The sequence below is a fragment of the Albidovulum marisflavi genome (assembly GCF_025751435.1).
Taxonomy (GTDB): Bacteria; Pseudomonadota; Alphaproteobacteria; order Rhodobacterales; family Rhodobacteraceae; genus Albidovulum; species Albidovulum marisflavi.
In genome coordinates, this window is record NZ_JAOWKY010000002.1 from 489,740 (window position 1) to 514,734 (window position 24,995).

The 24,995-nt window shown below is 64.0% G+C and carries 21 protein-coding genes and 1 pseudogene; 7 read left to right on the forward strand and 15 right to left on the reverse strand.

Annotation, left to right across the window (positions count from 1 at the left end):
• Positions 1 to 2: 2 nt before the first annotated feature.
• From OEW28_RS11210 to tssA, 14 genes and pseudogenes are all read right to left on the reverse strand, one after another.
• Positions 3 to 281 carry a hypothetical protein gene (locus OEW28_RS11210; RefSeq protein ID WP_263734845.1) on the reverse strand — a complete coding sequence of 93 codons (279 nt, stop codon included), beginning with the start codon at positions 279 to 281 and terminating at the stop codon, positions 3 to 5.
• Positions 281 to 4,408, reverse strand: coding sequence for a type VI secretion system contractile sheath domain-containing protein (locus OEW28_RS18865; RefSeq protein WP_318527543.1), 4,128 nt, complete (start codon positions 4,406 to 4,408; stop codon positions 281 to 283). The genes OEW28_RS11210 and OEW28_RS18865 overlap by 1 nt, the downstream gene beginning before the upstream one ends.
• A 24-nt stretch (positions 4,409 to 4,432) precedes the next feature.
• A pseudogene (tssB, locus tag OEW28_RS11220) lies at positions 4,433 to 4,930 on the reverse strand (type VI secretion system contractile sheath small subunit); the annotation flags it as partial.
• Positions 4,923 to 5,783, reverse strand: a complete 861-nt coding sequence (locus tag OEW28_RS11225; protein ID WP_263734846.1) for an ion transporter — start codon at positions 5,781 to 5,783, stop codon at positions 4,923 to 4,925. The pseudogene tssB (OEW28_RS11220) and the gene OEW28_RS11225, both read right to left, overlap by 8 nt.
• A gap of 38 nt (positions 5,784 to 5,821) precedes the next feature.
• Positions 5,822 to 6,823: a hypothetical protein gene (locus OEW28_RS11230; protein WP_263734847.1), complete on the reverse strand. Its 1,002-nt coding sequence runs from the start codon at positions 6,821 to 6,823 to the stop codon at positions 5,822 to 5,824.
• A 21-nt stretch (positions 6,824 to 6,844) separates the two neighbouring features.
• Positions 6,845 to 9,556, reverse strand: a complete 2,712-nt coding sequence (tssH, locus tag OEW28_RS11235; RefSeq protein WP_263734848.1) for a type VI secretion system ATPase TssH — start codon at positions 9,554 to 9,556, stop codon at positions 6,845 to 6,847.
• Positions 9,557 to 9,596: 40 nt separating this feature from the next.
• The gene (gene tssG, locus OEW28_RS11240) at positions 9,597 to 10,619 is read right to left on the reverse strand and encodes a type VI secretion system baseplate subunit TssG (RefSeq protein ID WP_263734849.1); all 1,023 of its coding nucleotides are present in this window, start codon (positions 10,617 to 10,619) and stop codon (positions 9,597 to 9,599) included.
• Entirely contained in the window at positions 10,583 to 12,460 is a 1,878-nt protein-coding gene (gene tssF / locus OEW28_RS11245; protein ID WP_263734850.1) for a type VI secretion system baseplate subunit TssF, read from the reverse strand. The genes tssG and tssF overlap by 37 nt, the downstream gene beginning before the upstream one ends.
• 1 nt (position 12,461) lies before the next feature.
• A complete protein-coding gene (tssE, locus tag OEW28_RS11250; protein WP_263734851.1) occupies positions 12,462 to 12,959 on the reverse strand; it encodes a type VI secretion system baseplate subunit TssE in 498 nt (165 codons plus the stop codon).
• A complete protein-coding gene (locus tag OEW28_RS11255) occupies positions 12,952 to 13,770 on the reverse strand; it encodes a type VI secretion system accessory protein TagJ (RefSeq protein WP_263734852.1) in 819 nt (272 codons plus the stop codon). Before OEW28_RS11255 ends, tssE begins: the two co-directional genes overlap by 8 nt.
• A gap of 76 nt (positions 13,771 to 13,846) precedes the next feature.
• Complete coding sequence (locus tag OEW28_RS11260; RefSeq protein ID WP_263734853.1) at positions 13,847 to 14,371, reverse strand: Hcp family type VI secretion system effector; 525 nt, start codon at positions 14,369 to 14,371, stop codon at positions 13,847 to 13,849.
• Positions 14,372 to 14,444: 73 nt separating this feature from the next.
• Entirely contained in the window at positions 14,445 to 15,938 is a 1,494-nt protein-coding gene (tssC, locus tag OEW28_RS11265; protein ID WP_263734854.1) for a type VI secretion system contractile sheath large subunit, read from the reverse strand.
• 3 nt (positions 15,939 to 15,941) lie between these two features.
• Positions 15,942 to 16,460: a type VI secretion system contractile sheath small subunit gene (gene tssB, locus OEW28_RS11270; protein ID WP_263734855.1), complete on the reverse strand. Its 519-nt coding sequence runs from the start codon at positions 16,458 to 16,460 to the stop codon at positions 15,942 to 15,944.
• Between the two features lie 60 nt (positions 16,461 to 16,520).
• Positions 16,521 to 17,558, reverse strand: coding sequence for a type VI secretion system protein TssA (gene tssA, locus OEW28_RS11275; RefSeq protein ID WP_263734856.1), 1,038 nt, complete (start codon positions 17,556 to 17,558; stop codon positions 16,521 to 16,523).
• Positions 17,559 to 17,813: 255 nt separating this feature from the next.
• On the opposite strand from tssA, the gene OEW28_RS11280 reads away from it, so the two are divergent.
• From OEW28_RS11280 to OEW28_RS11300, 5 genes are read left to right on the forward strand one after another with little or no spacing between them, the layout of a single operon-like run.
• Positions 17,814 to 18,239 carry a hypothetical protein gene (locus OEW28_RS11280; protein ID WP_263734857.1) on the forward strand — a complete coding sequence of 142 codons (426 nt, stop codon included), beginning with the start codon at positions 17,814 to 17,816 and terminating at the stop codon, positions 18,237 to 18,239.
• 1 nt (position 18,240) lies between these two features.
• The gene (locus tag OEW28_RS11285; RefSeq protein WP_263734858.1) at positions 18,241 to 18,873 is read left to right on the forward strand and encodes a MotA/TolQ/ExbB proton channel family protein; all 633 of its coding nucleotides are present in this window, start codon (positions 18,241 to 18,243) and stop codon (positions 18,871 to 18,873) included.
• 19 nt (positions 18,874 to 18,892) lie between these two features.
• Positions 18,893 to 19,315 carry an ExbD/TolR family protein gene (locus tag OEW28_RS11290; protein WP_263734859.1) on the forward strand — a complete coding sequence of 141 codons (423 nt, stop codon included), beginning with the start codon at positions 18,893 to 18,895 and terminating at the stop codon, positions 19,313 to 19,315.
• The gene (locus OEW28_RS11295) at positions 19,312 to 19,716 is read left to right on the forward strand and encodes an ExbD/TolR family protein (RefSeq protein ID WP_263734860.1); all 405 of its coding nucleotides are present in this window, start codon (positions 19,312 to 19,314) and stop codon (positions 19,714 to 19,716) included. The genes OEW28_RS11290 and OEW28_RS11295 overlap by 4 nt, the downstream gene beginning before the upstream one ends.
• Positions 19,716 to 21,071: a DUF4384 domain-containing protein gene (locus OEW28_RS11300; RefSeq protein WP_263734861.1), complete on the forward strand. Its 1,356-nt coding sequence runs from the start codon at positions 19,716 to 19,718 to the stop codon at positions 21,069 to 21,071. Before OEW28_RS11295 ends, OEW28_RS11300 begins: the two co-directional genes overlap by 1 nt.
• A gap of 7 nt (positions 21,072 to 21,078) precedes the next feature.
• Here OEW28_RS11300 and OEW28_RS11305 read toward each other — a convergent pair whose 3' ends face one another.
• Positions 21,079 to 22,704, reverse strand: coding sequence for an amidohydrolase (locus OEW28_RS11305; protein ID WP_263734862.1), 1,626 nt, complete (start codon positions 22,702 to 22,704; stop codon positions 21,079 to 21,081).
• Between the two features lie 188 nt (positions 22,705 to 22,892).
• On the opposite strand from OEW28_RS11305, the gene OEW28_RS11310 reads away from it, so the two are divergent.
• Both OEW28_RS11310 and OEW28_RS11315 read left to right on the forward strand, forming a co-directional pair.
• Positions 22,893 to 24,014 carry an ABC transporter substrate-binding protein gene (locus tag OEW28_RS11310; RefSeq protein ID WP_263734863.1) on the forward strand — a complete coding sequence of 374 codons (1,122 nt, stop codon included), beginning with the start codon at positions 22,893 to 22,895 and terminating at the stop codon, positions 24,012 to 24,014.
• 125 nt (positions 24,015 to 24,139) lie between these two features.
• Positions 24,140 to 24,994: an ABC transporter permease gene (locus OEW28_RS11315; protein ID WP_263734864.1), complete on the forward strand. Its 855-nt coding sequence runs from the start codon at positions 24,140 to 24,142 to the stop codon at positions 24,992 to 24,994.
• Position 24,995 lies beyond the last annotated feature (1 nt).

Sequence of the window (24,995 nt, forward strand, 5' to 3'; positions counted from 1 at the left end):
GGTCAGCCAAGCGGCGCTTCGGTTTCAAGCAGGTGTTCGTCGCGGCGCAACCGTTCCACGATGTCGGGGTTGATCCCCCAGAAATCGGTCATGGGCCGCCCCGCGCCGATGAAGGCGCGCAGGGTAAGGTGATCCTCGAAACGGTAGCAAATCACCGGAGTCGGGAAATATCCGCTGCCCTTGAGCATGGGCGAAAGGAACTCCTCTCCCTCGAAGAGCCAGTAGGTCTCGTTGATCCTGAGAAGGATCATCCGCGGTTCCTGTCCGTTTCCCGTCGTCATCAAAGCCCCTCCAGCAGCGCCGCAAGCTCGGGGTCCATCTCATCCGATCCGCCGTCCGAGGCCCCCAAGTCGTCAAATCCCGCCAGCAGCGCGTCAAGGTCGTCGTCCCCCCCCTGGGACCCGTCATCCGAACCGGTATCCAGCCCAGCCAGCAGCGCGTCCAGATCATCGTCCCCGGACGAGCCGGCATCGGCGTCCGCGTCCAGACCCGACAGCAATGAATCAAGATCGTCGTCGCCCTCGTCCTTGGGCGCGGGAATATCCATCTCAATGTCCGCGGGCCTTGCAGGCGTGCCTGGCATGGACGGTGGCGGGGTCCTTGCGGGCATCGGCACGCCGGTCCAGCGGCCGCGGATCTCGTCTCCGGCCAGAGACTGGAACGAGCCAAGCCGGATCTCATCCCGGCCGCGGATCGACAGCACGGGCTGGAAGCCCCGTGTCACGACATGCTGGACCTTGGACGTTGTCAGGTTGCGCTCGGTATGCGGCAGCGCGACCTGATCGCCGTGCCGGTCCCTGACGTAGTGGAACGGAATGTCGCCGATCGACATCACGGACCCAAGGCTCATCTGCTTGCCATGCTTCGACCAGCCCATGCCCAGAAGGACGGCGACAAGCAGGACCGGGTTGGCCCACAGCATGCCCGACAGACCCTCGGCCTCGGTGAACTCCTCGAAGTCGAAGGCGTCGATCGGGTCGGTCCGCTCTCCGTAGGGGCGCCTGAGCAGGAAGCGCGGTGAGGCCATGCCCAGATATGCGGCCTCTGGCAAGGCGCGCAGTTCGTCCCAGGCCTTGGCCACCAGCGGGTGCCGATCCTCCTTCGCGACCTCGAGGAAGGCGGGGGAAATTGCCGTGAAGAAGGGCGCGTCCACATGCGCCGCTGCCTGCGCTATTCGCGCCAGAAGTTCGGCATGGGGTGGCGTTTCCTCGAATGTGTAGAGGCCGAACAGGGCCGAGTACCCCCCCGGACCCTCTTCCCCCAGCGGCCGGTCGGTCAGAAGCCGAAGGAAACCGCTTTCCGACAGGTCATCCGCGGCCGCAAGATCGACCGCCAGTTCCTCGGCCGAGACGTCGTAGAGATCGATCGTCAGCTTGACGTCGGTCTCGATCCGGCGCGCCAGGAAATCGAGTGAACGCCACAGCGCCTCGACCGACTGGAACTCCGGGTGGTGCAGGATCAGGCGCATCGCGGACGAAAGCGCGGCATCGACCGCGCTGAGCATCGCGCCAGCGTCCGGGTTAGGCGCCTCGACCACATGCGGGCCGATTATGCGCGCCACCATGTCGTCGATCGGCGACGCCTCGGTCAATCGTCCGCCGGTATCACCGATCAGCTGCTGGAACGCACCGAGCTTGAGGTTCGCAGGCACCGCGGACCCCGAGGAGCTTCGCCGCGGCGCATGCAGGCGCTGGCCATGCGCCTCGCCCCATTTTTGAAGCTGCGCCATGGCGGCAGGCGCAAGCGAGGCGCTTTTCAGTCTCTGGCGCAGCCCCGAGATGCCCGCGAATATCTCGACATTGTCGAACAGTTCGTCCGGGTGAAGGGAATCCAGATCCGAAAGGCTTACCTTGATGCCCGCGCCGTCCTGACCGACAGGAAGGATCAGATCGGTCGCGAAGCCCTCGATCACCTCCTCGACGGTGTCGACGTCCAAGGGTATCGCCCGACGGTTCGCAAGCGCATCGCCGGGCTCGATCAGGCCGCGCGCCGCACGGCCGGTGAAATCGCCGAAGATCGCCATGCGAAAGCCTGTGCGCCGCAGCTCCTCGGGTGCCGGCCGCGGCGCAGAGATGAAGCCGTAGGGGTGCTCGACCTTCCTCGCGGTGGCGACGTCCTTCGACCCGGTGTCGCGACTTTCGGACAGATCTGGCATATCTTCCCCACCTTCGTCCCCGGATGTGTCTGCCTCTTCGCCCGCCGCATCCTCGTCCGCATCCACGTCCGCCAGAAGCGCGTCCAGATCGGTGTCCGCGTCCGTTTCTTCGTCACCGGCGAGCAATGCATCAAGGTCGGAGCTGTCTTCCCCGTCGCCGGCCAGAAGCGCATCCAGATCGGATAAATCGGTCTCGTCATCCGCCGGGTCATCGGCCAGCAGCGTGTCGAGATCCGCATCGGCGGCGGCGTCCCCTGACAGCAAAGTATCCAGGTCGGTGTCAGTGTCGTCGGATCCGTTATCCGCCAGAAGCGCGTCGAGGTCCGACGCAGCGTCGTCGTCACCTGCCAGCAAAGTATCCAGATCAGTGTCAGCGTCGTCCGAGCCATCGCCAGACAGCAACGCGTCAAGGTCAGCGCTGTCACCATCATCCGACAGCAAAGCATCAAGGTCGGGGTCAGCGTCGCCCCCCGACAGTACCGCGTCGAGGTCCGCGTCGGCAGCCCCGTCACCCGCCAACAAAGTATCCAGATCAGTGTCAGCGTCGTCCGTGCCATCGCCAGACAGCAACGCGTCAAGGTCAGCGCTGTCACCATCATCCGACAGCAAGGCATCAAGGTCGGGTTCAGCGTCGCCCCCCGACAGTACCGCGTCGAGGTCCGCGTCGGCAGCCCCGTCACCCGCCAGCAAAGTATCCAGTTCACTGTCAGCGTCGTCAGAGCCATCGCCAGACAGCAACGCGTCAAGGTCAGCGCTGTCACCATCATCCGACAGCAAAGCATCAAGGTCGGTGTCGGTGTCCTCTACCGCAGCGACCGTCAGAGCCTCATCCAGACCCACGACACCTTCCTCCGGTTCGCCCTGCAGGTCGGCCAGAAGATCGGCAAGATCATCGTCGGCGCCATCACCGGCAGGCGCTTGGTCAAGATCGGAGTCCGCAAGGGCCGCCAGCACGCTCTCGGAAGTATCCGCTTCCCCTTCAGGGGCGTCATCCTGTTCGATGTGCAGCCCACCCAGGATGTCCGCGATATCGTCGTCGCCGTTCGGCGCATCATCGCCCACGGTCCCTGCCATGCCCGACAGCAGGTCATCCAGGTCCGCTTCCGCCGCAGTTTCATCCGAAGCCGTCTGAGCCAGAGCAGAAAGAACCTCATCGTCGAGGTCTTGGTCGGGTTCGTCGTCCCCGGCGAGGGTGGCCATATCCGTCAGCACGGCATCATCCGCATCGTCCTGCACGACCTCATCCGGCGCGACAGCGGCCAGACCGCCCAGAATGTCGTCCGTGCCGTCACGCTCTGCCACGTCGACCGGCGCGGCGTCCGCAAGCCCGGAAAGAATGTCGGCGGTGTCGTCGGCCTCTGGTGTGTCGGCTTCGTCCGTCGCAAGCCCGGCAAGGACGCCGTCGACGTCCTCCGGCTGGGCCTCGTCAACCGGCAGGTCGCGCAGCGATCCGAGGATATCCGCAGCCTGATCTGCCTCGGGCGCGCCATCGCCCGCGACAGCGGCCAGACCGCCCAGAATGTCGTCCGTGCCGTCACGCTCTGCCACGTCAACCGGCGCGGCGTCCGCAAGCCCGGAAAGAATGTCGGCGGTGTCGTCGGCCTCTGGTGTGTCGGCTTCGTCCGTCGCAAGCCCGGCAAGGACGCCGTCGACGTCCTCCGGCTGGGCCTCGTCGACCGGCAGGTCGCGCAGCGATCCGAGGATATCCGCGGTCTGATCTGCCCCGGGCGCGTCATCGCCCGCGACAGCGGCCAGACCGCCCAGAATGTCGTCCGTGCCGTCAGGCTCTGCCACGTCAACCGGCGCGGCGTCCGCAAGCCCGGAAAGAATGTCGGCGGTATCGTCGGCCTCTGGTGTGTCGGCTTCGTCCGTCGCAAGACCAGCAAGGACGCCGTCGACGTCCTCCGGCTCCGCCTCGTCAACCGGCAGGTCGCGCAGCGATCCGAGGATATCCGCGGCCTGATCTGCCTCGGGCGCGTCATCGCCCGCGACAGCGGCCAGACCGCCCAGAATGTCGTCCGTGCCGTCAGGCTCTGCCACGTCAACCGGCGCGGCGTCCGCAAGCCCGGAAAGAATGTCGGCGGTATCGTCGGCCTCTGGTTCTTCTGCAGGAGCTGCCTCGCGCAGCGCGGCGAGCGCGTCATCGGCCCCGTCCGGCGCCTCTTCTGCCTGCGGAGCCGCGTCGCGAAGCGCTGCGAGCACACCGCTTGCCGCATCATCATGCTGCGCTTCATCAGGGGCGCGCCGCCGCATGGCGTCCAGCACTGCATCCCCACCCGAACCATCCGCGGGCGCCGCGTTGGCCAGCGCGGCCAAGAGCGTCGGATCCGTGAGAAGCTTTTCAATGAGCGATTCCGCGCCCGCCTTTCCGTCCATGTAGGTCAGAAGGTTTTGCAGCTGCGTTCGCGCCTCCAGCAGGGCGCGCAAGGGTTCCACCTTGGCCGCGACGGCGGCAGGGGAAAAATCCTGCATGCTCTCGAATGTCAAATCGACCGGAAGGTTGCCTTCACCGGTCAGCGTGTTCGCCACCGCAAAGCTCGCGCGCGGCGCCATCGCGCGCATCCGCTCGTCGAAGTTGTCGATGTCGATCTCAAGAAACTTGCGGTCGCCCACAGCCGGCTGAGGCACCGACGACTTGCCGGCAAGATCGGACAGGACCCCCATGACGAAGGGCAACTGCACCTTCTTTTCGGAGCCGTAAAGCTCCACGTCGTATTCGATCTGCACGCGCGGAGCGCGGTTTCGGGCGATGAATTTCTGCGATCCGCTAGCCATCGGTTCGCCCCCTGAGTCCCGCGATCTCGCGCCGGAGCGCGCTGATCTCGTCCTTCAGCTCAAGAACATGCGCATCGACCTGGTCGGTTTCGCTGCGCACAAGCTCGCGCAGAACCTCGAACTCCTGCTGTTCCTCCGCTTCCACCGCGCTTTGCATGGTGTTGACCAGCAGGCCGATGAAGAGGTTGAGGACGGAGAACGCGGTGATGATGATGAAGGGCACGAAAAAGGCCCAGGCGTAGGGGAATTCCTCCATCACGGGGCGCACGATGCCCATCGACCAGCTTTCCAGAGTCATGATCTGGAAGAGCGAGTAGAGCGAGCGCCCGAGCGTGCCAAACCATTCGTCGAACGCCGCGCCGAAGATGATCGTCGCCATGACCCCGAAGACGTAATAGACGATCCCCAGCATGATGATGACCGCGCCCATGCCGGGCAACGCATCGAAAAGCGCCTGAACGACGGCGCGCATCTGCGGAACGATCGACAGCAGTCGCAGAGCGCGGATGACGCGCAGCGCACGAAGGGCGGACAGGCTTTCCGTCGCTGGCAGCAAGCCGACCGTCACGACCGCAAGGTCGAAGATGTTCCAGGCGGACCGGAAGAAGGACAAGCGGTAGGCAAAGAACTTCATCCCCAGTTCAAGGACGAAGATTGTCAGCACAAGGTTGTCGATCAGTGGCAGCGCGCCGCCCAGGTGGGCCTTGGCCCACTGAGTGGTGGATATGCCAAGCGTGATCGCGTTGAAGATGATGACGGCAAGGATCGCGTTGCGGACGCTTTCGCGCTCGACGAACTCCCTCACCGCATCCCTTAGCGACCTTTCGTGACTTACGACACCGTTGCCTGCCATCTTTTCCCCCGGTCGAACCAGCGTGCCCGCTGGCGACTTTAACCAAGTTTCCCTTCGACCCGCTTGAAATGCGCGGCCAGATCAGCAAAGTCCTTGCGCGCCTGATCGGCCTTGCTGTCAAGACCGCCGGTCTTCCGTTCGAAGTCCTTGAGATCACTCTTGACGTTGTCGCAGTCGTCTCTGCCAGCTTCGACCTCGCCGCAGGCATCCATCAGATAATTCTCGAATTTTTCAAGCTGCTTCTGAAGCTTCCGCATCGCCGGGATCTTGCCGTCCACGTCTTTCGCGAAACCCTCGACCTCCGGAATGTCCATCCGCTTGAGGCTCTTGCGAAGCCCTTCGAGCGCATCGACGGCCGAGATGATCTGCTTGACGTTCTTTTCGTACTTGTCCTTCACCTGCTTCATCGTTCGCGCGCAACGGGTATAGGCAGCGTCCCGGCGCTTGTCGGCAGCTTTCTGGAACGCCCGCTTCTTCTTGTCGTCCTCTTCATCCTTGCCAAGCGCCTCGTCCGCCTCGGCCTTGCCCAGTTCCTTGATCAGGGCATTGTAGGCCACGGTGAACTCACCCGCGGGGCCGCTGAAAACGCCCTTGAGCGAAACGGAAGAGATTTCCCGAACGAATTCCAGCCCTTCCTTCAGGAATTTCTTCTCCTCCGCGGCGCCCTGGTTCTTGAGCTCCTCAAGCGCCTTCTTGCACTTCTTCTTGATCAGCTTCTTGGTGTCCTTGAGCGCGGCATCAAGATCCTTGTCGATGATCTTCTTCAGCTTGTCGGGCGACTTCTCCGCCTCCTTCTGCGCATTGCCGACCGCCGAGGCGAGGTACTTCAGTTCGTAGACGACAAGGCCCTCAAGGGCCTTGGCCAGCTTCTTTTCGCTCCATTTCGAGTCATCAAGCTCAAGCGACTCGGAATGCTCGAGGGGTTCCTTGAAAAGCTTTGCAAGATCCGGGTTCGACTTGATCCAGTCCTTCGACTTCTTGGTGAACTCGGAGCTTGGGCTGATCTTCAGCTCCGCCACCATCATCTTCTTGCCTGCCATCTCGACCTCCCGTTTCCTGTCTCACTCGAACGAGTAACTGAAGTCACCATCGGCCACGTCGATTTCGACCTTCTTCACCTCTTCCCCCGCCATCATCCGCATGAGGAACTCTCCCGAAATATCGGGCAGCATGGTGTTGGTAACGATCGCGTCGATCATGCGGCCACCACTCTCCAGTTCCTGACACCGTGATACGATCGTATCCACCACCGCGTCGGTGTAGGAGAAGGGGACATTGTGGGTGGATTTCACCCTCTTCCGGATCCGGTCCAGCTGCAACCGCGTGATCGCCGCGATCATCGAGGGCGAAAGCGGATAGTAGGGGATTGTGACAAGCCGTCCCAGCAGCGCCGCGGGGAAGATCTTCAGCAACGGTTCCCGCAGGGCTTTCGCGATCTCTTCCGGGTCGGGCATCAGTTCGGGATCCGAACACATGTCCATGATCAGATCCGACCCGGCGTTCGATGTCAGCAGGATCAACGTGTTCTTGAAGTCGATCAGCCGGCCCTCGCCATCCTCCATCACGCCCTTGTCGAAGACCTGGAAGAAGATCTCGTGCACGTCGGGATGGGCCTTTTCGACCTCGTCCAGGAGGACGACCGAATAGGGCTTGCGGCGCACGGCCTCGGTCAGCACGCCACCCTCTCCATATCCCACGTAGCCCGGAGGCGCGCCCTTCAGCGAGGACACCGTGTGGGCTTCCTGGTATTCCGACATGTTGATGGTGATGACGTTGTGCTCTCCACCGTACAGCAGTTCGGCCAGCGCCAGCGCGGTTTCCGTCTTGCCCACACCCGAGGTGCCGGCAAGCATGAAGACCCCGATGGGCTTCGACGGGTTGTCGAGCCCAGCCCGGCTGGTGCGGATGCGCTTGGCAATCATCTTCATCGCGTGGTCCTGTCCGATCACGCGCTTGGCCAGGTGGTCTTCCAAGTGAAGGACGGTGTCGATTTCATCCTTCATCATGCGGCCGACGGGAATGCCGGTCCAGTCCCCGACAACCGTCGCCACGGCCTGAGCGTCGACGATCGGCAGGATCAGGGGGCTTTCCCCCTGGATGGCGGTCAGCTCCGCATTCTTTGCCCGCAGATCCTCGACCAGTTTGGCGCGTTCTTCAGCCGACAGCGGACTGGCCTTCGCGGCTTCCTCGCCCGCGGCGTTCGGCGCATCGACCGGCGCGCCGCCCTCGCGCAGCTTGGCGCGGATGGCAAGGATGTCCTCGACCACCGCCTTTTCCTTTTCCCAGCGATCGTTCAGACCAGCCAGGCGGGCGTCTTCCTCGGCCTTGGCGTGACTGACGGCCGCCCGGCGCTCGGCGACATCGTAGCCCGCGCTCTCGTCCCGGTCGATGATTTCAAGCTCGATCTGCAGACCCTCGATCCGCTTCCTGCTGTCATCGACCTCGGCGGGGACCGCATGTTGGCTGATGGCGACACGCGCGCAGGCGGTGTCCAGCACGCTGACCGACTTGTCGGGCAGCTGCCGCGCGGGGATGTAGCGGGCGGACAGCGACACCGCCGCCTCGATCCCCTCGTCCAGAACCTGAACCCGGTGGTGCTTTTCCAGCATCGACGCGATGCCGCGCATCATGCGGATGGCCTTGGGCACGTCCGGCTCCTCGACCTGCACCACCTGGAAGCGGCGGGTCAGCGCGGGGTCCTTTTCGATGTGCTTCTTGTATTCGGCCCAGGTCGTCGCGCCGATGGTGCGCAGCGTGCCGCGCGCAAGCGCGGGCTTGAGCAGGTTCGCCGCATCGCCCGTGCCCGCGGCCCCGCCGGCCCCCACAAGCGTATGGGTTTCGTCGACGAACATGATGATCGGCACGGTGCTGGCCTGCACCTCTTCGATCACCTGGCGCAGGCGGTTCTCGAACTCGCCCTTCATCGAGGCGCCGGCCTGCAAGAGCCCCACGTCCAGCGACAGAAGCCGCGCGTCCTTCAACGATGGTGGCACGTCCCCGCGCGCGATGCGCAGGGCAAAGCCCTCGACGACGGCGGTCTTGCCCACGCCGGCCTCGCCGGTCAGGATCGGGTTGTTCTGCCGCCGCCGCATCAGCACGTCGACGACCTGTCGGATTTCCTCGTCCCGGCCGACGATCGGGTCGATCTTTCCGTCCCGCGCCTGCTGGGTCATGTCGGTGCAGAACTGGGCCAGCGCCTCTTCCTTGCCCATCTGCGCGGGTGCACGCGCGCCCGAGGCCTCGCCCGGCTCGGCCCCACCGCCCATGACGGACCCGTCCTGCGCGCGCAGCCCGTCCTCGGGAGAACCCTCGACCGCAGCGGCGAAACTGTCGGCCAGGTCATCTGCCTTGATCTTTCCGAACTCCGGCGAAATCCCGGTCAGGATCGCCCGCAGGTGCTTGGTGCGCAGCATGCCGAGCATCAGGAAACCGGTCCTGATCTGGCCCGAATTGAACTGGAGCGAACCATAGACCCAGGCGCGCTCGGTTGCGTCGTCAAGGTGCTCGGACAGGTCCGAAATCGCGCTGGCGCCGCGGGGCAGAGCATCCAGCGCGCGCGTCATGTCGGCGGCGATCCGGCCGGGGTCAAGGTCGAAGTGCCGGATGATCCGGTGGATGTCACTGTCCTGGCCCTGCAGGATCTGGTGAAGCCAATGGACGAGTTCCACATAGGGGTTGCCGCGCATCTTGCAGAAGACGGTCGCGCTTTCGATCGCCTGATAAGCCAGGCGGTTCAGTTTGCCGAACAGGGCAACCCTGCTGATCTCGCTCATCTCTTTCACTCCCTCCGGTGGGCCGGTAGCTCCGGTCCCGTTATCCCAATCGCGACCTTGGAACGACGCAGAGGTCACCTGCGTCGCCCTTTTCCAGCCGCCTGCCGATCCACGACGTCTGGCCCAGCTGTGTATCCGCACCAAGCCGTGCCCTTGGAACCTCCTCGGACTTGAGGATCAGGTTCACATCCCAGTCCAGCGTATCGCCGATGTAGTTCCGCACGATGGCCTCGACCCGCGCCAGGGAATCGCTGCCCGGCAAGAGCCGCTGGTAGTCTGCCAGTGTAAGGGGCCCGATCATCACGCGAAACTTGGCGCTGCGCGACCAGACCTTCTGACCGATGCTTGTCGCCCGTCCCAGTCCGGCCCGCCCGCCCAGTTGCCAGCGGTCGTCCGGCTCAAGTTCAAGCCAGGAGCCCACGAACTGGCGCAGATGCACCGGGACGCGAAAGAAGGCGGAGAGGACCGCGACCAGCCCCTCGGCGTTCTTGGCGCCGACCGCCAGGTGGCCGGCGAAGTACCGTTTGGCCAGGTCCGGCATCGCGTCGCGCTCGGCAAGGCCCTTGCCGACGTGACCGGAAATCGCGGCGATCTTGCGCTGTACGGGGTCATTGGCTGGCCGGTCGAAAGACGGCGCAGGCTGAGCCGAGGTCCATGCACGGTAAAGAAGGCCCATGAACCGGTGCGTCAGCATGTTCGCGAAGGCGACGAATGTCGGATCGCGGTGATTGCGTTGACGGTCACGGGCATATTCCGTCATGTGCAGCGGCAGCGGACCGTTCGGACCGAAGAAACCGAAGAACCGGTTGGTCAGCGAACCGGGGTTGGCATCGGTCGGCGGCTCGAACGCGGCGATCGTCGAGGGCGGAAAGGCCAGCTCTGCCTCCTGGCCCAGACGCACGCGGTCCTGAGAGGGCCGGCGGCTTTCGCCCAGCCGGGGCGAGGCCGGATGGGCGGCCTCGATCACCCTGAGAGCGTGGAAGATGTGGAAGGACTGGGGGTTTCCGGTCAGCTGAGCGAGATGCGTCAGATGATCCGGCCCAGTCCCTTTGCCGGACGCCATCGCGCGATCTCTCCTCGTTGGTGGGTGGTCAGAACGGTTTCGGTGAAGCTGTTAACGGCCACATATTTTTCGAAGAACTTCTGAAGCACGGCACCCAGAAGATAGACGCTGGTCCCCTCGAAGAAGGATTCGTCGAAATCGATCTTGATCTCGATGCCGCGGATCGCGGTCGACAGGACCTCATCCTGGATACGGCGAACGATGGGGCGGCTCGTGACCGACAGAATGCCTTCAAGCTGCTTTTCCATCACCCTGTCCCCTTGGGGCGCGTAGATGCCGATCAGTTCTTTCAGCGCCTCGATGCCGCCGCCCTGGGTCGTGTCGGCGACCGAAAGATAGTTGAGGCTCAGGTGACTGATGAGGCGCCAGGCCGTATCGCCCTGTGCCATCGTGGGCCGGGGTCGCGTCGGCGGCACGGGGGTGCGAACCGTCTTGACCGGACCACCCTCGGGCAGATGGAAGACGTTGTCGGACCCGGTCGCGAGCAGCAGGGGAAGGTCGCGATTGCTGCACTGCGCCGTGACGGCAAGCTGGTTCAGGTTCGCCGAGTACGGCGCCTGCCTGCTGTCGACAAGCGAGACATACATCTCGGATCCCAGGTAGGACGTGCGAACGCCCCGCAGCCTTTCCTTTTCCGACCGTTGCCGCATCCGCCGGTGCTGCGTGTAATAGGCAGGCCAGACGTCACCCGCGGCGGTGAAGTCGTCCGAGGAATAGAACGGCCGGAACTTGACGTCATCCTCGCCCTCGCCGCTGATCCCGGTCACGGATTCGATCTGGTAAATCTCGTAATCCAGGGGCGCGGTGCGGTCGGCGACGACATGCTGTTCGACGTCACTGGCCTTGAGATGTATGCGGTCGCAGCGCCGCTGGAACAGGTTTATCGCCGGCGTCGCGAACAGCGTGAACGCGGACGCAGAGATATCGGCCGCGATGCTGGGCCGGCCCTCGCGCAGAAGGATGTAAAGATCCAGCTGGTCATTGGCGGACTTGCGGACCGCAGGGGAAAGACCGCAAAGGTCTACAAAGTGGAACCGCTCAGGCATCGCGAAGTATTCCTGAAGCAGCCTGTAGCCGTCGAACGACCTGCGCGGTGTCGGCAACAACGCCTCGGACCGATCGAAGCCGCGGGGTCGCGTCTCTCCTTCCGGCAGCTGCAAGGTCCAGTCCGCGCGGCGGTCGGTCGAGCGGCCGATGATCCCCGTCACTTCGGTGCACAGAATCTCGTGCAGTTGCCAGTTCGCGCCGGACTGGCTGTTAAGGAACAGGCTCAGCCTGTCCAGCGCCAGATCCGCCATCGGGATCTGGCCAAGCGTGCGCAGCCTGAGCCGGATGCCCGCCTTGGCCTCAACGTCCTTGGCGACGCCAGCGGCGACCAGTTCCCCGCGGCCATCAATATATTCCGCCTCGGAGATCTCGATCGGCCAAAGCGTCACATCATGGGCAGTGCGGAACTGGCAGGCGGTCTGCGCGCCCTCGGCGATCTTGCTGCGCAGGCTTGTTCCGCGCGGCAGGGTGAAGCCATCCACCATCGGCGCTTTCGACGGATCGGGCTGGAACGAGGTCACCATGACCGACGGCGTCGGCGCAAGATAATGAGGATAAACGATTTCCAGAAGATGAGAGGTCAGCGTGGGAAACTGCAGCTCAAGTTCAAGCTGAACCCGCGCGGACAGAAAGGCCGCACCCTCGAGCAGGCGTTCGACATAGGGGTCGACCACCTCGAGCCCCTCCATCCCCAGCCGCGCCGCGATCTTCGGAAACGCCTTGGAGAATTCGGCGCCCATTTCGCGTAGAAAGGCAAGCTCGCCCTCGTAATGTCGAAGAAGCCGGGTATCCATCTCAGCCTCTCCGTTCCAGTTTCAGTTCGCCTGTGGTCACGTCGACCTCGGAGCGCAGATAAAGCTCCATCGGCACCGGTTGCGCCCACATGTCGGCCCGGATCTCGAAGGTGACAATCGACTGGCGCGCGCTGTCGCCCGGCAGCAGTTCGACATCAAGCGAGCCGGCGGCGATGCGCGGCTCGAACAGGGTGATCGCGCGGTTGATCGCGGCGCGGATCATCTGCGCGCGCTCGACCGAGGAATACTCTCCCGTCACCTCCTTGAGCCCGTAGTTCAGCACCGATTTCGACGCATTCGGAAACCGCGTCGCGTCGATCAGGTTTTCCGCGTTCTGCGAATTCAACAGCCAGGACAGGTCGCGCTGGATGATGTCCCTCAGCCTGCGGATGTCGATGACACGGCTGTCGCGTGTTTCGTTCGGATTGGTCGGGTCGGTATCAGTCAGCCTGTCGAGCAGAGACGGCTGAAGCCGCTCGGTGATCGTCAGGTCAGCCATTGCCCCCCGCTTCCCCGCTCTCATCCTGATGGATTGACAGCGTCCGCAGTTCCATGATCGGCGTTTCGCCGGCATCCGTCGCCAGAAGCCGCTGCCCGACACCAAGGAACGTGTCGGCGCCCGCGTCACGCCAGTCCGTCGAACGGGCGAGCTTGGCGGCGTCGTCTCCCTGGGCAAGCGTTCCCGGATAGCGCGTCGGAACCAGCGCCACGACGTCGCCGCCGTTGCGCAGCGTCAGTGTTGCCGGCATCCAGACGCAATCGCGCAGATCCTTGGGCGGTTCGACGATCATCGAACCGATCGCGGTGAAAGGCATCCAGAAGTAGCGCCCGTTGACGATGATCTCTAGCAGCGGGCCAAGCCGCATGTCGGCGTCGGCGATCCATTCGAAAGGCATGCCGTTGATTTCGCCGCGCGCGGCGGGGGCCGCGTCGAAAGCGCGTTCGCGAAGTGCCGCGGCCTCTTCGGGGCGCCCCTGCCCCAGCACCTTGACCGCCTCGACCATCAGGGCCGCCCATTCCTGGGGCTCACCGAAGATAAGCGGGCTCTTTTCACCGGCGAAGACCTTTTCGCGGAACACCTCGCAGATGATCGCTTCGCGGTAGGTCTGGGCCATCGGTACAGCGGATGGCTCCATCTCCGCCGACAGTTTCAACTGAGCGACGGCGCGGGTCCAGTCGCCGCGTACGCACAGAAGCTGAAAAAGGAAAATGCGCAGCTTGGGATCTGAGGCGCGCTTGCGCACCTCGGCCTGCAGTTCCTGAAGGGCGCCGTCCAGGTCCCCTGTTTTCAACAGTTCTTCGGCGCGCATAATCGGTCCTTCCCGGAAACTCGTATTCAGAATGGCAAGGGCCGCCCGAAATCCCGGACGGCCCGGAAGTTCTTGATCAGTAGATCATCGACTTGTTGTTCTTGACGCGGTTCCACATGGCTTCCTTCGGGGCGCCCATCTTGCCCTTCCCGTCCTGCGCCATGTAGTGGATCTTGATCGCGCCGTACTGAAGAACGACGGTTTCTTCGCAGACGTCGTCGCCGTCCGAACCCGACCAGGAAATGTCCTGCACCATCACGAGATGCATTTCGAACTTCATGAACACGCCGCCGGATTTGGTGTCTTCGTGACCCGAACGGCGCAGTTCGATGATCATGTTGTCGAAGTGCTTGCCCGTCACCAGCGCGTGGAACAGGCCCGTGGACGCGGTGTCGGTCTTCTTGGTGATCGAAACTTCCTTGAAGGTCGCCTTGCCGGCGCCGCCGCCGCCCGAGATCGAGCCGATGTTGATGTTGTTCTCGGCACCGAGTTCGAACGAGATGATCTCGAACGCCTTTTTCTCGTTATAGGTCTCGTCCTGGGTTTCGCCGGGAATGTCTTCAGCGTTGGTGGTCGAGTAGCAGAAAGCGTCAAACGACATTTGGTGTTCTCCTGAGTTTCAGATTTGCAACTTATTGTTTTTGCAGGGCGACCCTGTCCGGGTCGCCCTGATGTCAACCTTTCTCCGACGGCAGCTTCGACACGAGACGAAGCGACACAGAGAGCCCCTCAAGCTGATAGTGCGGTCTAAGGAAGAACTTGGAAGTGTAATAACCCGGGTTGCCCTCGACCTCCTCGACCACGACCTCCGCCGCGGCCAGCGGACGCTTGGCCTTTTCGCTTTCCGCCGATGTGTCGGCCGAGAAGTCGACGTACTGGTTGATCCAGTCCTGCAGCCACGCCTGCATGTCCGACCGGCTCTTGTACGACCCGATCTTGTCGCGAACGATGCACTTCAGGTAGTGCGCGAAGCGGCAGGTCGCGAACAGGTAGGGCAGACGCGCAGCGAGGTTGGCGTTCGCCGTTGCGTCCGAGTCGTCGTATTCCGCCGGCTTGTGCAGCGACTGTGCGCCGATGAAGGCCGCCACGTCCGAGTTCTTGCGGTGGATCAGCGGCATCATGCCGTTCTTGGCCAGTTCCGCTTCGCGACGGTCCGAAATCGCGATCTCGGTGGGGCACTTCTGGTCCACGCCGCCATCGTCGGTCGGGAAGGTGTGCGAGGGCAGGTTCTCAACCGCGCCGCCAGACTCGATCCCGCGGATGCGGGAACACCAGCCATACTGCTTGAACGAACGGTTGATGTTGACCGCCATGCCGAAGGCCGCATTGACCCAGCCATACTTGTTGGAATCCGCGCCCTCGGTGTCCTCCTCGAACGCGAACTCCTCGACCGGATCGGTCTTGGACCCGTAGGGCAGACGGCCCAGGAAGCGCGGCATCGCAAGGCCGACGTACTTTGAATCCTCGCTTTCGCGCAGGCTGCGCCAGGACGCGTACTCCGGCGTCTGGAAGATCTTGGTCAGGTCGCGCGGGTTGGCCAGTTCAGACCAGCTGTCCATCTGGAAAAGCGAAGGCTTGGCGCCGGTGATCAGGGGGGCGTGGGCCGCTGCGGCGATCTTGGCCATTTCGCCCAGCAGCTCGACGTCGGGGGGCGAATGGTCGAAATGGTAATCGGCAACCAGGCAGCCATACGGCTCACCACCGAACTGGCCGAATTCCTCTTCGTAGACCTTCTTGAAGATCGGCGACTGATCCCAGGCCGTTCCTTTGAACTTGCGCAGCGTCTTGTGCATGTCCTTCTTGGAGATGTTCATGACGCGGATCTTGAGTTGTTCGTCGGTCTCGGTGTTGTTCACCAGGTAGTGCAGACCGCGCCACGCGCTTTCCAGCTGCTGGAAATCCTCGTGGTGCAGGATCAGGTTGACCTGTTCGGTCAGCTTCTGGTCGATCACCGAGATGATGCTTTCGATCGAGCGCAGCGCGTCGTCGGAGATCAGTGCGGTGTTTTCCAGCGCCTGCTGGGCCAGCGTCTTGACGGCCTGCTCGACCGCGGACTTGGCCTGATCCGACTTCGGGCGGAACTCCTTCTGCAGGAGGTTTGCGAAATCGGACGACCCGAAGGCGGTTTCCGTCGCGGCGCCAGATTGGACTTGTTCAGCTTCGGCCATGTCTTACTCCGTCCCTTCCGCTTCGTCCGCCTTCGGCGCGGGCGTCGAGGCCAGCGCCTTCAAGAGAGCGGGATCCTGGATGATCTTGCCGATCAGGTTCTCGGCACCCGTCTTGCCGTCCATGTAGGTCATCAGGTTCGACAGCTGGGAGCGCGCATCCAGAAGCTTGCGCAGCGGCTCGACCTTGCGGGCGATCGCGGCGGGCGAAAAATCGTCCATGCTTTCGAAGGTGATATCCACCGCGAGGTTGCCGTCGCCCGTCAGGGTGTTCGGCACCGTGAAGGCCGCGCGCGGCTTCATGGACTTCATCCTGTCGTCAAAGTTGTCGACGTCGATTTCCAGGAACTTGCGGTCTGCCACGCCGGGCTGCGGCGCCTCGGACTTGCCAGCGAGATCGGACATCACGCCCATCACGAACGGCAGCTGAACCTTCTTTTCGGCGCCATAGAGCTCGACGTCGTATTCGATCTGCACCCTTGGCGCGCGATTGCGCGCTATGAACTTCTGTGAACTTCCCGCCATCTAGAACTCCCTCTTACGTCTTGCCGCTCCGGTTCCCGGGGCCGGTGGTCATTAAAAAAATCAATCGTCGTCAAGCCCGCCGATCAGGTTGACGTTCTCGACGCCCCTGGGCGCCATGTCCTTGATAATCGTTAGAAAATCGGCGTTAACAAGGCGCTTTGCCCGCACCAGCAGGATCGGCACCGGACTCGAAGGCTCCGCGCGCTTGTAGTAGGCGATGATGCGGTCCAACGCGTTCGAAACATCATTGGGCGAATTGATCGCGCCGCCGCCAGCGGCGGCCGGCTGCCCCGCGCGCGGCGCGGCGGCAGGCGCGGCCTCGGCTACGGCGCCCTCGCCTTCTGCGGCCGGATCAGACTCGGCGCCGCCGCCCATCGCGTTGCGAAGCCGCGCGACGATCTGGTTCATCATGCGCGTCAGTGGCTCAAGATCGGGGCCCTGACCCGGTGTCATCTCGTCGAAGCGCGCCGAGATCGCCTTGATGTTGTCCGCCGCGCGCTCTGCCGCGTCGCGCAACGCGCCCATCTTTTCGGGGCCGGTTTCCTGGAATGCCGCGCCGATCAGCGTCGTGTCCGGGACGTTTTCATCCTCGGGGCCAGCGACGATCTCGCCCTCGGCGATCAGGACGTCGCGCAGCGTGAAGCGCCCGAAGGCGCGGCTATCGGTGAGGGGCGCGCGGCGCAGCCCGCGAAGGATGGTGTTCGCATCGGCAAGCGCCAGCACGGCGTTGACCCGCATCGTCGGGTCGTCATCATCGTCGGCGTCAAGCTGCGGGTGGCAGGTATCCCAGTAATCCTGCAGGCAACCGCGGATATAGCCCGTCACTTCGGCAAAGCCGGGCAGCCCGCGCAGCGCAAGTTCGGCAGTGGCAAGGTAGACGGCGGCACGCAGATCATGGCTCTGCTCGAGAACGGCTGTCGCTTTTTCCGCGACCTCCCGCCAGTCGGGTTCCTCGGCGGCAAGCACGCTGTCGCCCATCTGACGCTCTTCGCCCGGCGCTGCCGCAAGCTCCATCTCTGTGAAAACCGGATCATACTCCAGGTTTTCGCCGCTGGGCTCCGCGTCACCGAAGCTTCGCAAGAGCGAAGTCACGTCCATGTTCCCTCCACTGGCACCGACCTGTCGGGCGCATCTGGCTGCTGCGCCATCGTTTCTTATTACGCTACGTTAACAAACAGTATTGGCGAATTCGTGACACCTTGCATAGCCTCAAATGCGGTATTTTTAAGGCCCCCCCGCGCCCAAATCCATTACGCTGAGGCTTCCGGACGCATCTTGACCGTCGCCGTTTCTTGCATCGAGACAGGCACCGTGCCCAAGATGCAAGGTAGGATCTGGACAGGGGAGCGAGGAATGGGAAAGTTTCGCGAAATTTCCATCTGCGTCGCGCTTGCGGTCTCGCAGGTGTCCGCCGCAGCGGCTCAGGAGGGCCGGCTGACCGTCGAGCTGAACAAGTTCGAATCGGCTGAAGGCGGCGGATGCCGCGCGTTCTTCCTGTTCCGAAATGAAACCGGCATGGCGCTTGAGCAGTTCGAGATGTCGCTTGCCGTTCTGGATCAGGGCGGCGTCATCGACAGGCTGCTGACGATCGACGCGGCCCCCCTGCCCGCCCATCGCACGACATTGAAACTGTTCGAAATTCCGGGACTTGGCTGCGATGCGGTTTCGGAAATCCTCATGCATGACATTCCGGCATGCAAGCCGCAGAACGCCGATCCGGTGGACTGCTATTCGTTCCTGTCGCTGTCCTCCAAGGCCAGCGCGCGTCTGGTTGAATGACATGGGCGGGCTTTCCCTGGAGATGCTCAAGTCCGGCGGTCCGATCCTGGCCGTCCTCGCGCTGCTCTCGATCGCATCGCTGGCCCTGATCGTGGTCAAGACGCTGGACCTGTGGACCTGTCGTTCCGGCGAATCTCTTCGCAGGGGCGCGATCGCAAAATGGGCGGCGGGCGACACGACGGGTGCGCGGGCCGCCGTGCTTTCCGGCAAGGCCCCGGCGGATCGGGTTACGGCCGCGGCAATGGCGGGTCTTCAGTCGGGCATGCCGCGCGAACATCTGGTCGCCGAGCTCACGCGCCGCGGGAACGCCGAGCTGGACCGCATGACGCGCCACATCCGGCTGCTCGAACTGATCGCCGTCATCAGCCCGCTTCTGGGGCTTCTGGGCACCGTCACCGGGATGATCCAGTCCTTCCAGGAACTTGCGGCGGCCGAAGGTGCGGCCAATGCATCGGTTCTGGCCGGCGGGATCTGGCAGGCGCTTCTGACCACCGCCGCAGGGCTTGTCGTCGCCATTCCTGCGGCGATCGCGGCCTCGATCCTGTCCGGGCGCGCAGAGGGTGCGGCGGCGATGATCGAACAATCCGTCGGTGCGCTTCTGGTGGCCGCGGACGGCCACCGTCTGGAAAGCTGAGGTCTGAAAGGGGGCGCGCGTGGAACTGCGTCGGCGATCACAAGAGAGGCGGCTGATCTCTCTGGTGCCGATGATCGACGTGATGCTGATCCTGCTCGTCTTCTTCATGGTCACGTCAAGCTACCTGGACCTGGACATGGTGCCCATGCTGGAGCGGCAGGATGAAACTGCGACCGCGCCTTCGGTGGGGGGCGGGGACGGCGGCGGTCCTCTGTTCGTGCGCATCGGCGCGGATGGGACGCTTCGTGTCGGCGCCAGAAGCCTGGACCGCGCAGGCTTCGGCGCGCTTCTGGCCGAGCGCCTGTTGCGGGACCCGGGCCTTCAGGTTCTGATCCTTCCCTCGGGCCACGCGCCCACACAAGCGCTGGTTTCGGTGATGGACCTTGCGACCGGCGTCGGGGTTCAACGGCTGAGGATCGTTCGGTTGCAGGGGGCGCCATGAAACTTCGTCGCGCCCCGCACCGCAACGAGCAGGAAACCATCGTCGCACTGATCGACGTGGTGTTGTTCCTGCTGATCTTCTTCATGCTGATCGGACGGATGGATGCGACCGCGCCCTTCATGGTGTTCCCTTCGACGGCCCGGACAGGTCAGGACCTGCCCGCTGGGGGCGCGACCGTGGCCATAGCCGCTGATGGGCGCATGGCGCTGAACGGGCATGAGATCGGGCCCGCCGCGCTTGAGGACGCGCTGGCCGAAGCCGTCCGGCGCAATCCGGAGCTGGTGGTGCGCATCAACGCCCACCGCGACGCCGAACTGCGGCACACGCTGGCGCTGACCGGTCGCCTGGACGAGATGGGGGTGAAGGACATCGTGCTGATCGTCACCCCGAAGGAGCCGTGATGCGCGGCGTGGCGCCTTGGCTGCTGGGCGGGTCGGTGTCGCTTGCCTTTCACGGGGCGGCGGTGCTTGTGCTGCCCGGCCTTTGGGCGCCTGATCCGGTCGAGGACCAGCCGATGCCGGAAGCGAAGCTCGAGATGACCACCTATGAGGTCGCCCGCGGCGAAGCGGTTCCAAGGGAAGCCGAGGGCGAGGCTGCCCCAGAGGCCAACACGACCGGTGTGCGGGCGCGCCAGGATGTGGTGCCTGTCGTGCGGGCCGAACCCTTCGCGCCCGAAATCAGCCAGGCCGCCACCGCGCCGATCGAGGCCGACCGGATCGCGCCCGCAGCCGCGCCCGCCGCAACCAAGGCGGATTTGCCCGACGCCGACGCGCTGGCTGCCGCCGCACCCGCGCCGGTTGTCCTCGCCGCGGCTGAGTTTGCGGGGGGCGATCGCCCGAACCAGATCACCCCCGAAGGCGCGCCGCTGCTGGCCGCGCCCCCGCCGTCCGTGGACACGCCGCCATCAGATATTCCGGGCGAACGCGCGACCGCCACGCTGGCATGGAGCGGCGACGGGGACGCGATCGTCGACCCAGTCTCGATTGCCGCGATACAGTCCTTCATGGAACCCGGCGATGCGGCTGCCTCCCAATCGAACGCGGGCGATGTGCGAGACGCGATCGGGCAGCTTCTGGCCTCGGTCCCCTGCGCGCGGCTGCAGGCAGCATTCATCCCCGAATCCGGCGCGTTGGAACTGCGCGGGCATGTGCCTGAGGAGGGGTTGCGCGGCCCTGTGCTTGACGCCTTGCGGGCGCAGATCGGCGACGCCATTCCGGTGACCGACAATGTGCTGATCCTGCCGCGGCCCCAGTGCGGCGCGCTGTCCGGCATCGCAGCGGCCGGACTGCCACAGTCGACCGACCAGGACACCGACGAGCGCCTCGTGGGCGAAAACGCCCATGCCCGCGAATATGCCTACGCCGAGGGCGAACGGTTGACCTTCGACCTCGTCACGCCCGACTATCCCGCCTTCGTCTATGTCGACTTCTTCGACGCCGACGGCAATGTCGTGCACCTTGTGCCGTCGGAATACGCCGCGCTGAGCTTGCTGGAACCGGCCTCGCGTCTGGTGGTTGGCGCTGACACAGGCGCGGCCGCCTTCCGCATCACTGTCGGCCCGCCCTTCGGACAGGAAATCGCAGCGGCCTTCGCAGCCTCCTCCCGGCTCTCGGACGCGCCGCGCCCGGTCGTGGAACCGGCTGGCCCCTACCTTGACTGGCTGAGGAACGCCGTCGCGGTGGCGCGGGCACAAGACCCCGACTTCAAGGGCGAATGGGTGTATTTCTTCATCTCGACCATGGCCGCGTCGAACTGACGCCGCATCAGCCGATCCCGCCGTGAACCACCTTTCCTCCGAGCATGGTCATCAGCACCTCGGTGTCACCGATGTCGCGTGGATCCGTCACCCAGAGGTCGCGGTCGATCACGATCAGGTCGGCCCACTTGCCCGGCGCCAGCGAGCCGGTCGTAGCCTCCCGCCAGCCTGCGCGGGCGGCGTTGATCGTGTAGCCCGCGACGCATTCGTCCAGAGTCAGGCGCTGTTCGGGCAGGAAGACGGGGAAGTCGCCCTCGGCCTTCGGCGGCTGGCGGGTGATCGCGGTTTCCATGATCTGGAACGGGTTCAGGGTCGAAACCGTCCAGTCGCTGGACAGCGCCGCCATCGCACCCGCGTCGACGAGCGAGCGGAAGGCGTACATCCAGCGCCCACGCTCTGGTCCCACCATTGGCAAGGCGACCTCGGAAACGGAGGGCTCCAGGCGCGCCCAGAGAGGTTGGATGTTCGCAACGACCCCAAGCTCTGCGAAGCGCGGGACGTCGGTGGGGTCGATGCATTGGATGTGCGCGATCTGGTGCCAGCTTGGCCACGGTGCATTCGCCCTGCGCGCGGCCGCCATCCCATCCAGCGCCGCGCGCACCGCAAGGTCGCCGATGGCGTGCACGTGGATCTGGAACCTTGCCGCGTCGAAGGCGGTGAACATGTCGCTGATCTGGTCGGGGGAAAACATCAGATCCGCGTTTCCGCCCTCGGCGTCCGAATAGTCCCGGATCATCGCGGCCGTTCGGTTTTCGATCACCCCGTCCAGAAAGAACTTGGCCGAATGAATGCGAAACATCTCGGACTGGTGCGCCGCGCGCAACGCGCTGACCCTGGCAAGCGCCCCCTCGGTCGTCTCCGAGGCTTCGACCCGAACGGTCGCCAGAATGCGCGCCGTCAGCGCATCGCGCTCCACCAACCGCTTGTAGACGCGCGCATGGCGTTCCCCGATCGAGGCGTCCAGAAGCCCTGTGAACCCGTTCCGGTTCGCGTGAGCCTGCGCAAAAAGCACGCCGCCCTCGTAGGACGAATCCGGGACCGGAGGCATCCTGTGTTCGGCCCACATCGTCGCGGTTTCATGCAAAAGCCCCGTCGGAACCCCGTTCGCGTCCACCACGAAATGCCCGTTTTCCGGGTCGGGCGTGCCCTTGACCAGCCCGACCGCCTCGCATCCCTTGCTGTTCAGGCAGCCGTTGTGACCGTCAGAGGCCATGATCAGGCAGGGACGATCCGGGACCGCCGCGTCCAGCACATGACGGTCCAGATTGTGCTCTCCAAGAACGCCGGAATAGTAGAAGCCGCCCAGCACCCAGGGGCGCTGATGCGTCGCGGCGAAGTCGCGCAACACCTGTTGCACCATCTGGACCGACATCGCGGCGGACAGGTCGGCGCTTTCGGCGTAGTGCTGCCCACCGTCCTGCACGTGTAGATGCGTGTCGTGAAATCCCGGCAGGACCTGCCTGCCCCGCGCATCGATCACTTCCGCGCCCTCGCCCGCCAGCGCAGATATCTCGGCGTCTGCACCCATAGCGAGAATTCTGCCCCCCGCCACCGCAAGCGCCGTCGCCCTGGGCTGCAAGGGGTCCATTGTCCGGATGTCGGCGTTCAGAAGGACAAGCTCGGCGCGGCGCATCGGGTAACTCCCATCGGACAAGGCCGTATCTTTCAGCGCGAACCCCTTGATACGCAAGTGAATGATGCAGACTGCCGAAAGATTTTGAAAATTCCACCAAAATGACGATGGCCGCCATACGTTTTGTACTTCCCAGACGGAAATCCGGTGTTACGCTTCCATCAAAATCACAACGGGGAGACGATCAAATGCAGCGGATCAAGTTCATTGACCGGATGAGCCAGGGCAAGGTCAGCCGGCGTGAGATGATGAAGGCGGCAACCGCGTTCGGGGTGGGTACGCTGGTCCTGCCGAAGGTGGCAAACGCCGCAGAAGTGCTGACCTGCCTCGAATGGGGCGGCTACGACTCCGCCGATTACTTCCAGGCCTATGTCGACAAGTATGGCGCCCAGCCCAACTTCTCGATCTTCGCGGGCGAAGAGGACGCTCTGGCCAAGGTACTTGCGGGTTTTGCCGCCGACGTCATGCACCCCTGCAACTATTCCGTCGCCAGGTTCGTGAACGCAGGTGTCGCCAGTGAGCTTGACACATCGCGCCTGTCGCACTGGAACGACGTCTTCCCCGCGCTGCAATCGGCCGAGGGCGTTATCTGGGAAGGCAAGACGGTGATGGCGCCAGCCGACTGGGGCAATTCCTCGCTTGCGTTCCGGCCCGATCTCATGCCCGCCGAATTCGCCGAGGATCCGACCTGGGCGATCTTCTACGACGAGGCCTACAAGGGCAAGGTCGCGATGAACGACAACGAGATGGCGATCATCATCGGCGCCATGGTCGGCGGGATGCCCTACGACGAAGCTTACAAGCTGGAAGGCGCGGCGCTCGAGGCGGCCGCCAAGGAATGGGGTGCCAAGGCCGTCAATGTCAGCCGCTTCCTGTGGAACGACAGTTCGGAAGTGCAGCAGGCCATGGCATCGGGCGAGATCGTCGCCTGCTATGCCTGGAACGACCTGGTCGCGAACCTGCGCGCCGAGGGCGTGCCGGTGACTTTCGCGAAGCCGAAAGAGGGCATGTTCACATGGTTCTGCGGGCTGACGCTTCTGAACACCGGCAAGGCGGACGAACAGGCGGCCTACGATTTCATCGACGCCTGGCTGTCGCCTGAAACCGGCAAGGCCCTGATCGAGGGTTCGGGCTACGGCCACGCCAACATGAAGGCGTTCGAGATCTCCGATCCCGAAGCGATCGCCAACATGGGCATCACCGATCCGGTCGAAATGATGAAGGACACCATCGTCTTCAAGACGCCGACGGACGAGGTTCAGGAAGGCTTCAACAAGGTGTGGTCGGATACCAAGGCGCTGAAGGGCTGACCTCCGCCGTGACCACCGCATCGATCGAAAGACCCGCGGAAAGACCGGCGGGGCCGCGCAGCGACCCCGCCGTCATCAGGAAGCGGCTTGCCGGTTTCGGGTTGCTTGCGCCGGCGCTCGTACTCATGTTCATGATGCTGGCGCTGCCAGTCGTGGCGCTGGTTTTGATGAGTTTCTGGACCCAGAGCGGGTTCGAGCTTGACCGCAGCATCTCGCTGGAAAACTACCGCCAGCTTGTCGCGCCATCGGACGAAACGACCTGGTGGTACGGCATCCCCTTTCCACTCGCCTATCCGGTTCCGGCGATCCTCATGCTGAAGTCGCTGGCGATGTCGCTAGTCGCGACGATCGCAGTGATCGCGGTGTCCTACCCGATGGCCTATTTCATGGCATTCCGGGTCACGCGCCACAAGGCGCTTTGGATCATCCTCATCACGATCCCCTTCTGGACAAGCTACCTGCTGCGCGTCTTTTCGTGGAAGATCGTGCTTGGCTTCAACGGGGCCATAAACTCGGGCCTCAAGGCGATGGGGCTGATCGAAGAGCCGCTTGAGTTCCTGCTTTACAACCCCACCGCCGTCGTCATCACGCTGGCGCACGCCTGGGTCGCCTTCGCGATCCTCCCGATCTATGTTTCGCTGGAAAAGATCGACCGGAACCTGCTTGAAGCCGCGTCCGACCTGGGCGATTCCCGGCTCAAGCGTTTCTTCCGCATCACGTTGCCGCTGTCCGCGCCCGGCACGATCGCGGCATCGCTGCTGGTATTCATTCCGACCGTGGGCGACTACGTGACGCCCGCACTTGTCGGTGGGCCGGGCGGCACGATGATCGGCAGCCTCGTGCAGGACCTGTTCCTGAAGCAGAACAACGCCCCCCTCGGCGCGGCGGTGTCGATCGTGATGATGCTGATCATCGCGGTGCTTGTGCTCTTGTTCCTCTGGGCCATCGGCTACGGCAAGCTCAGGGCGAGGAGGTCGTGAC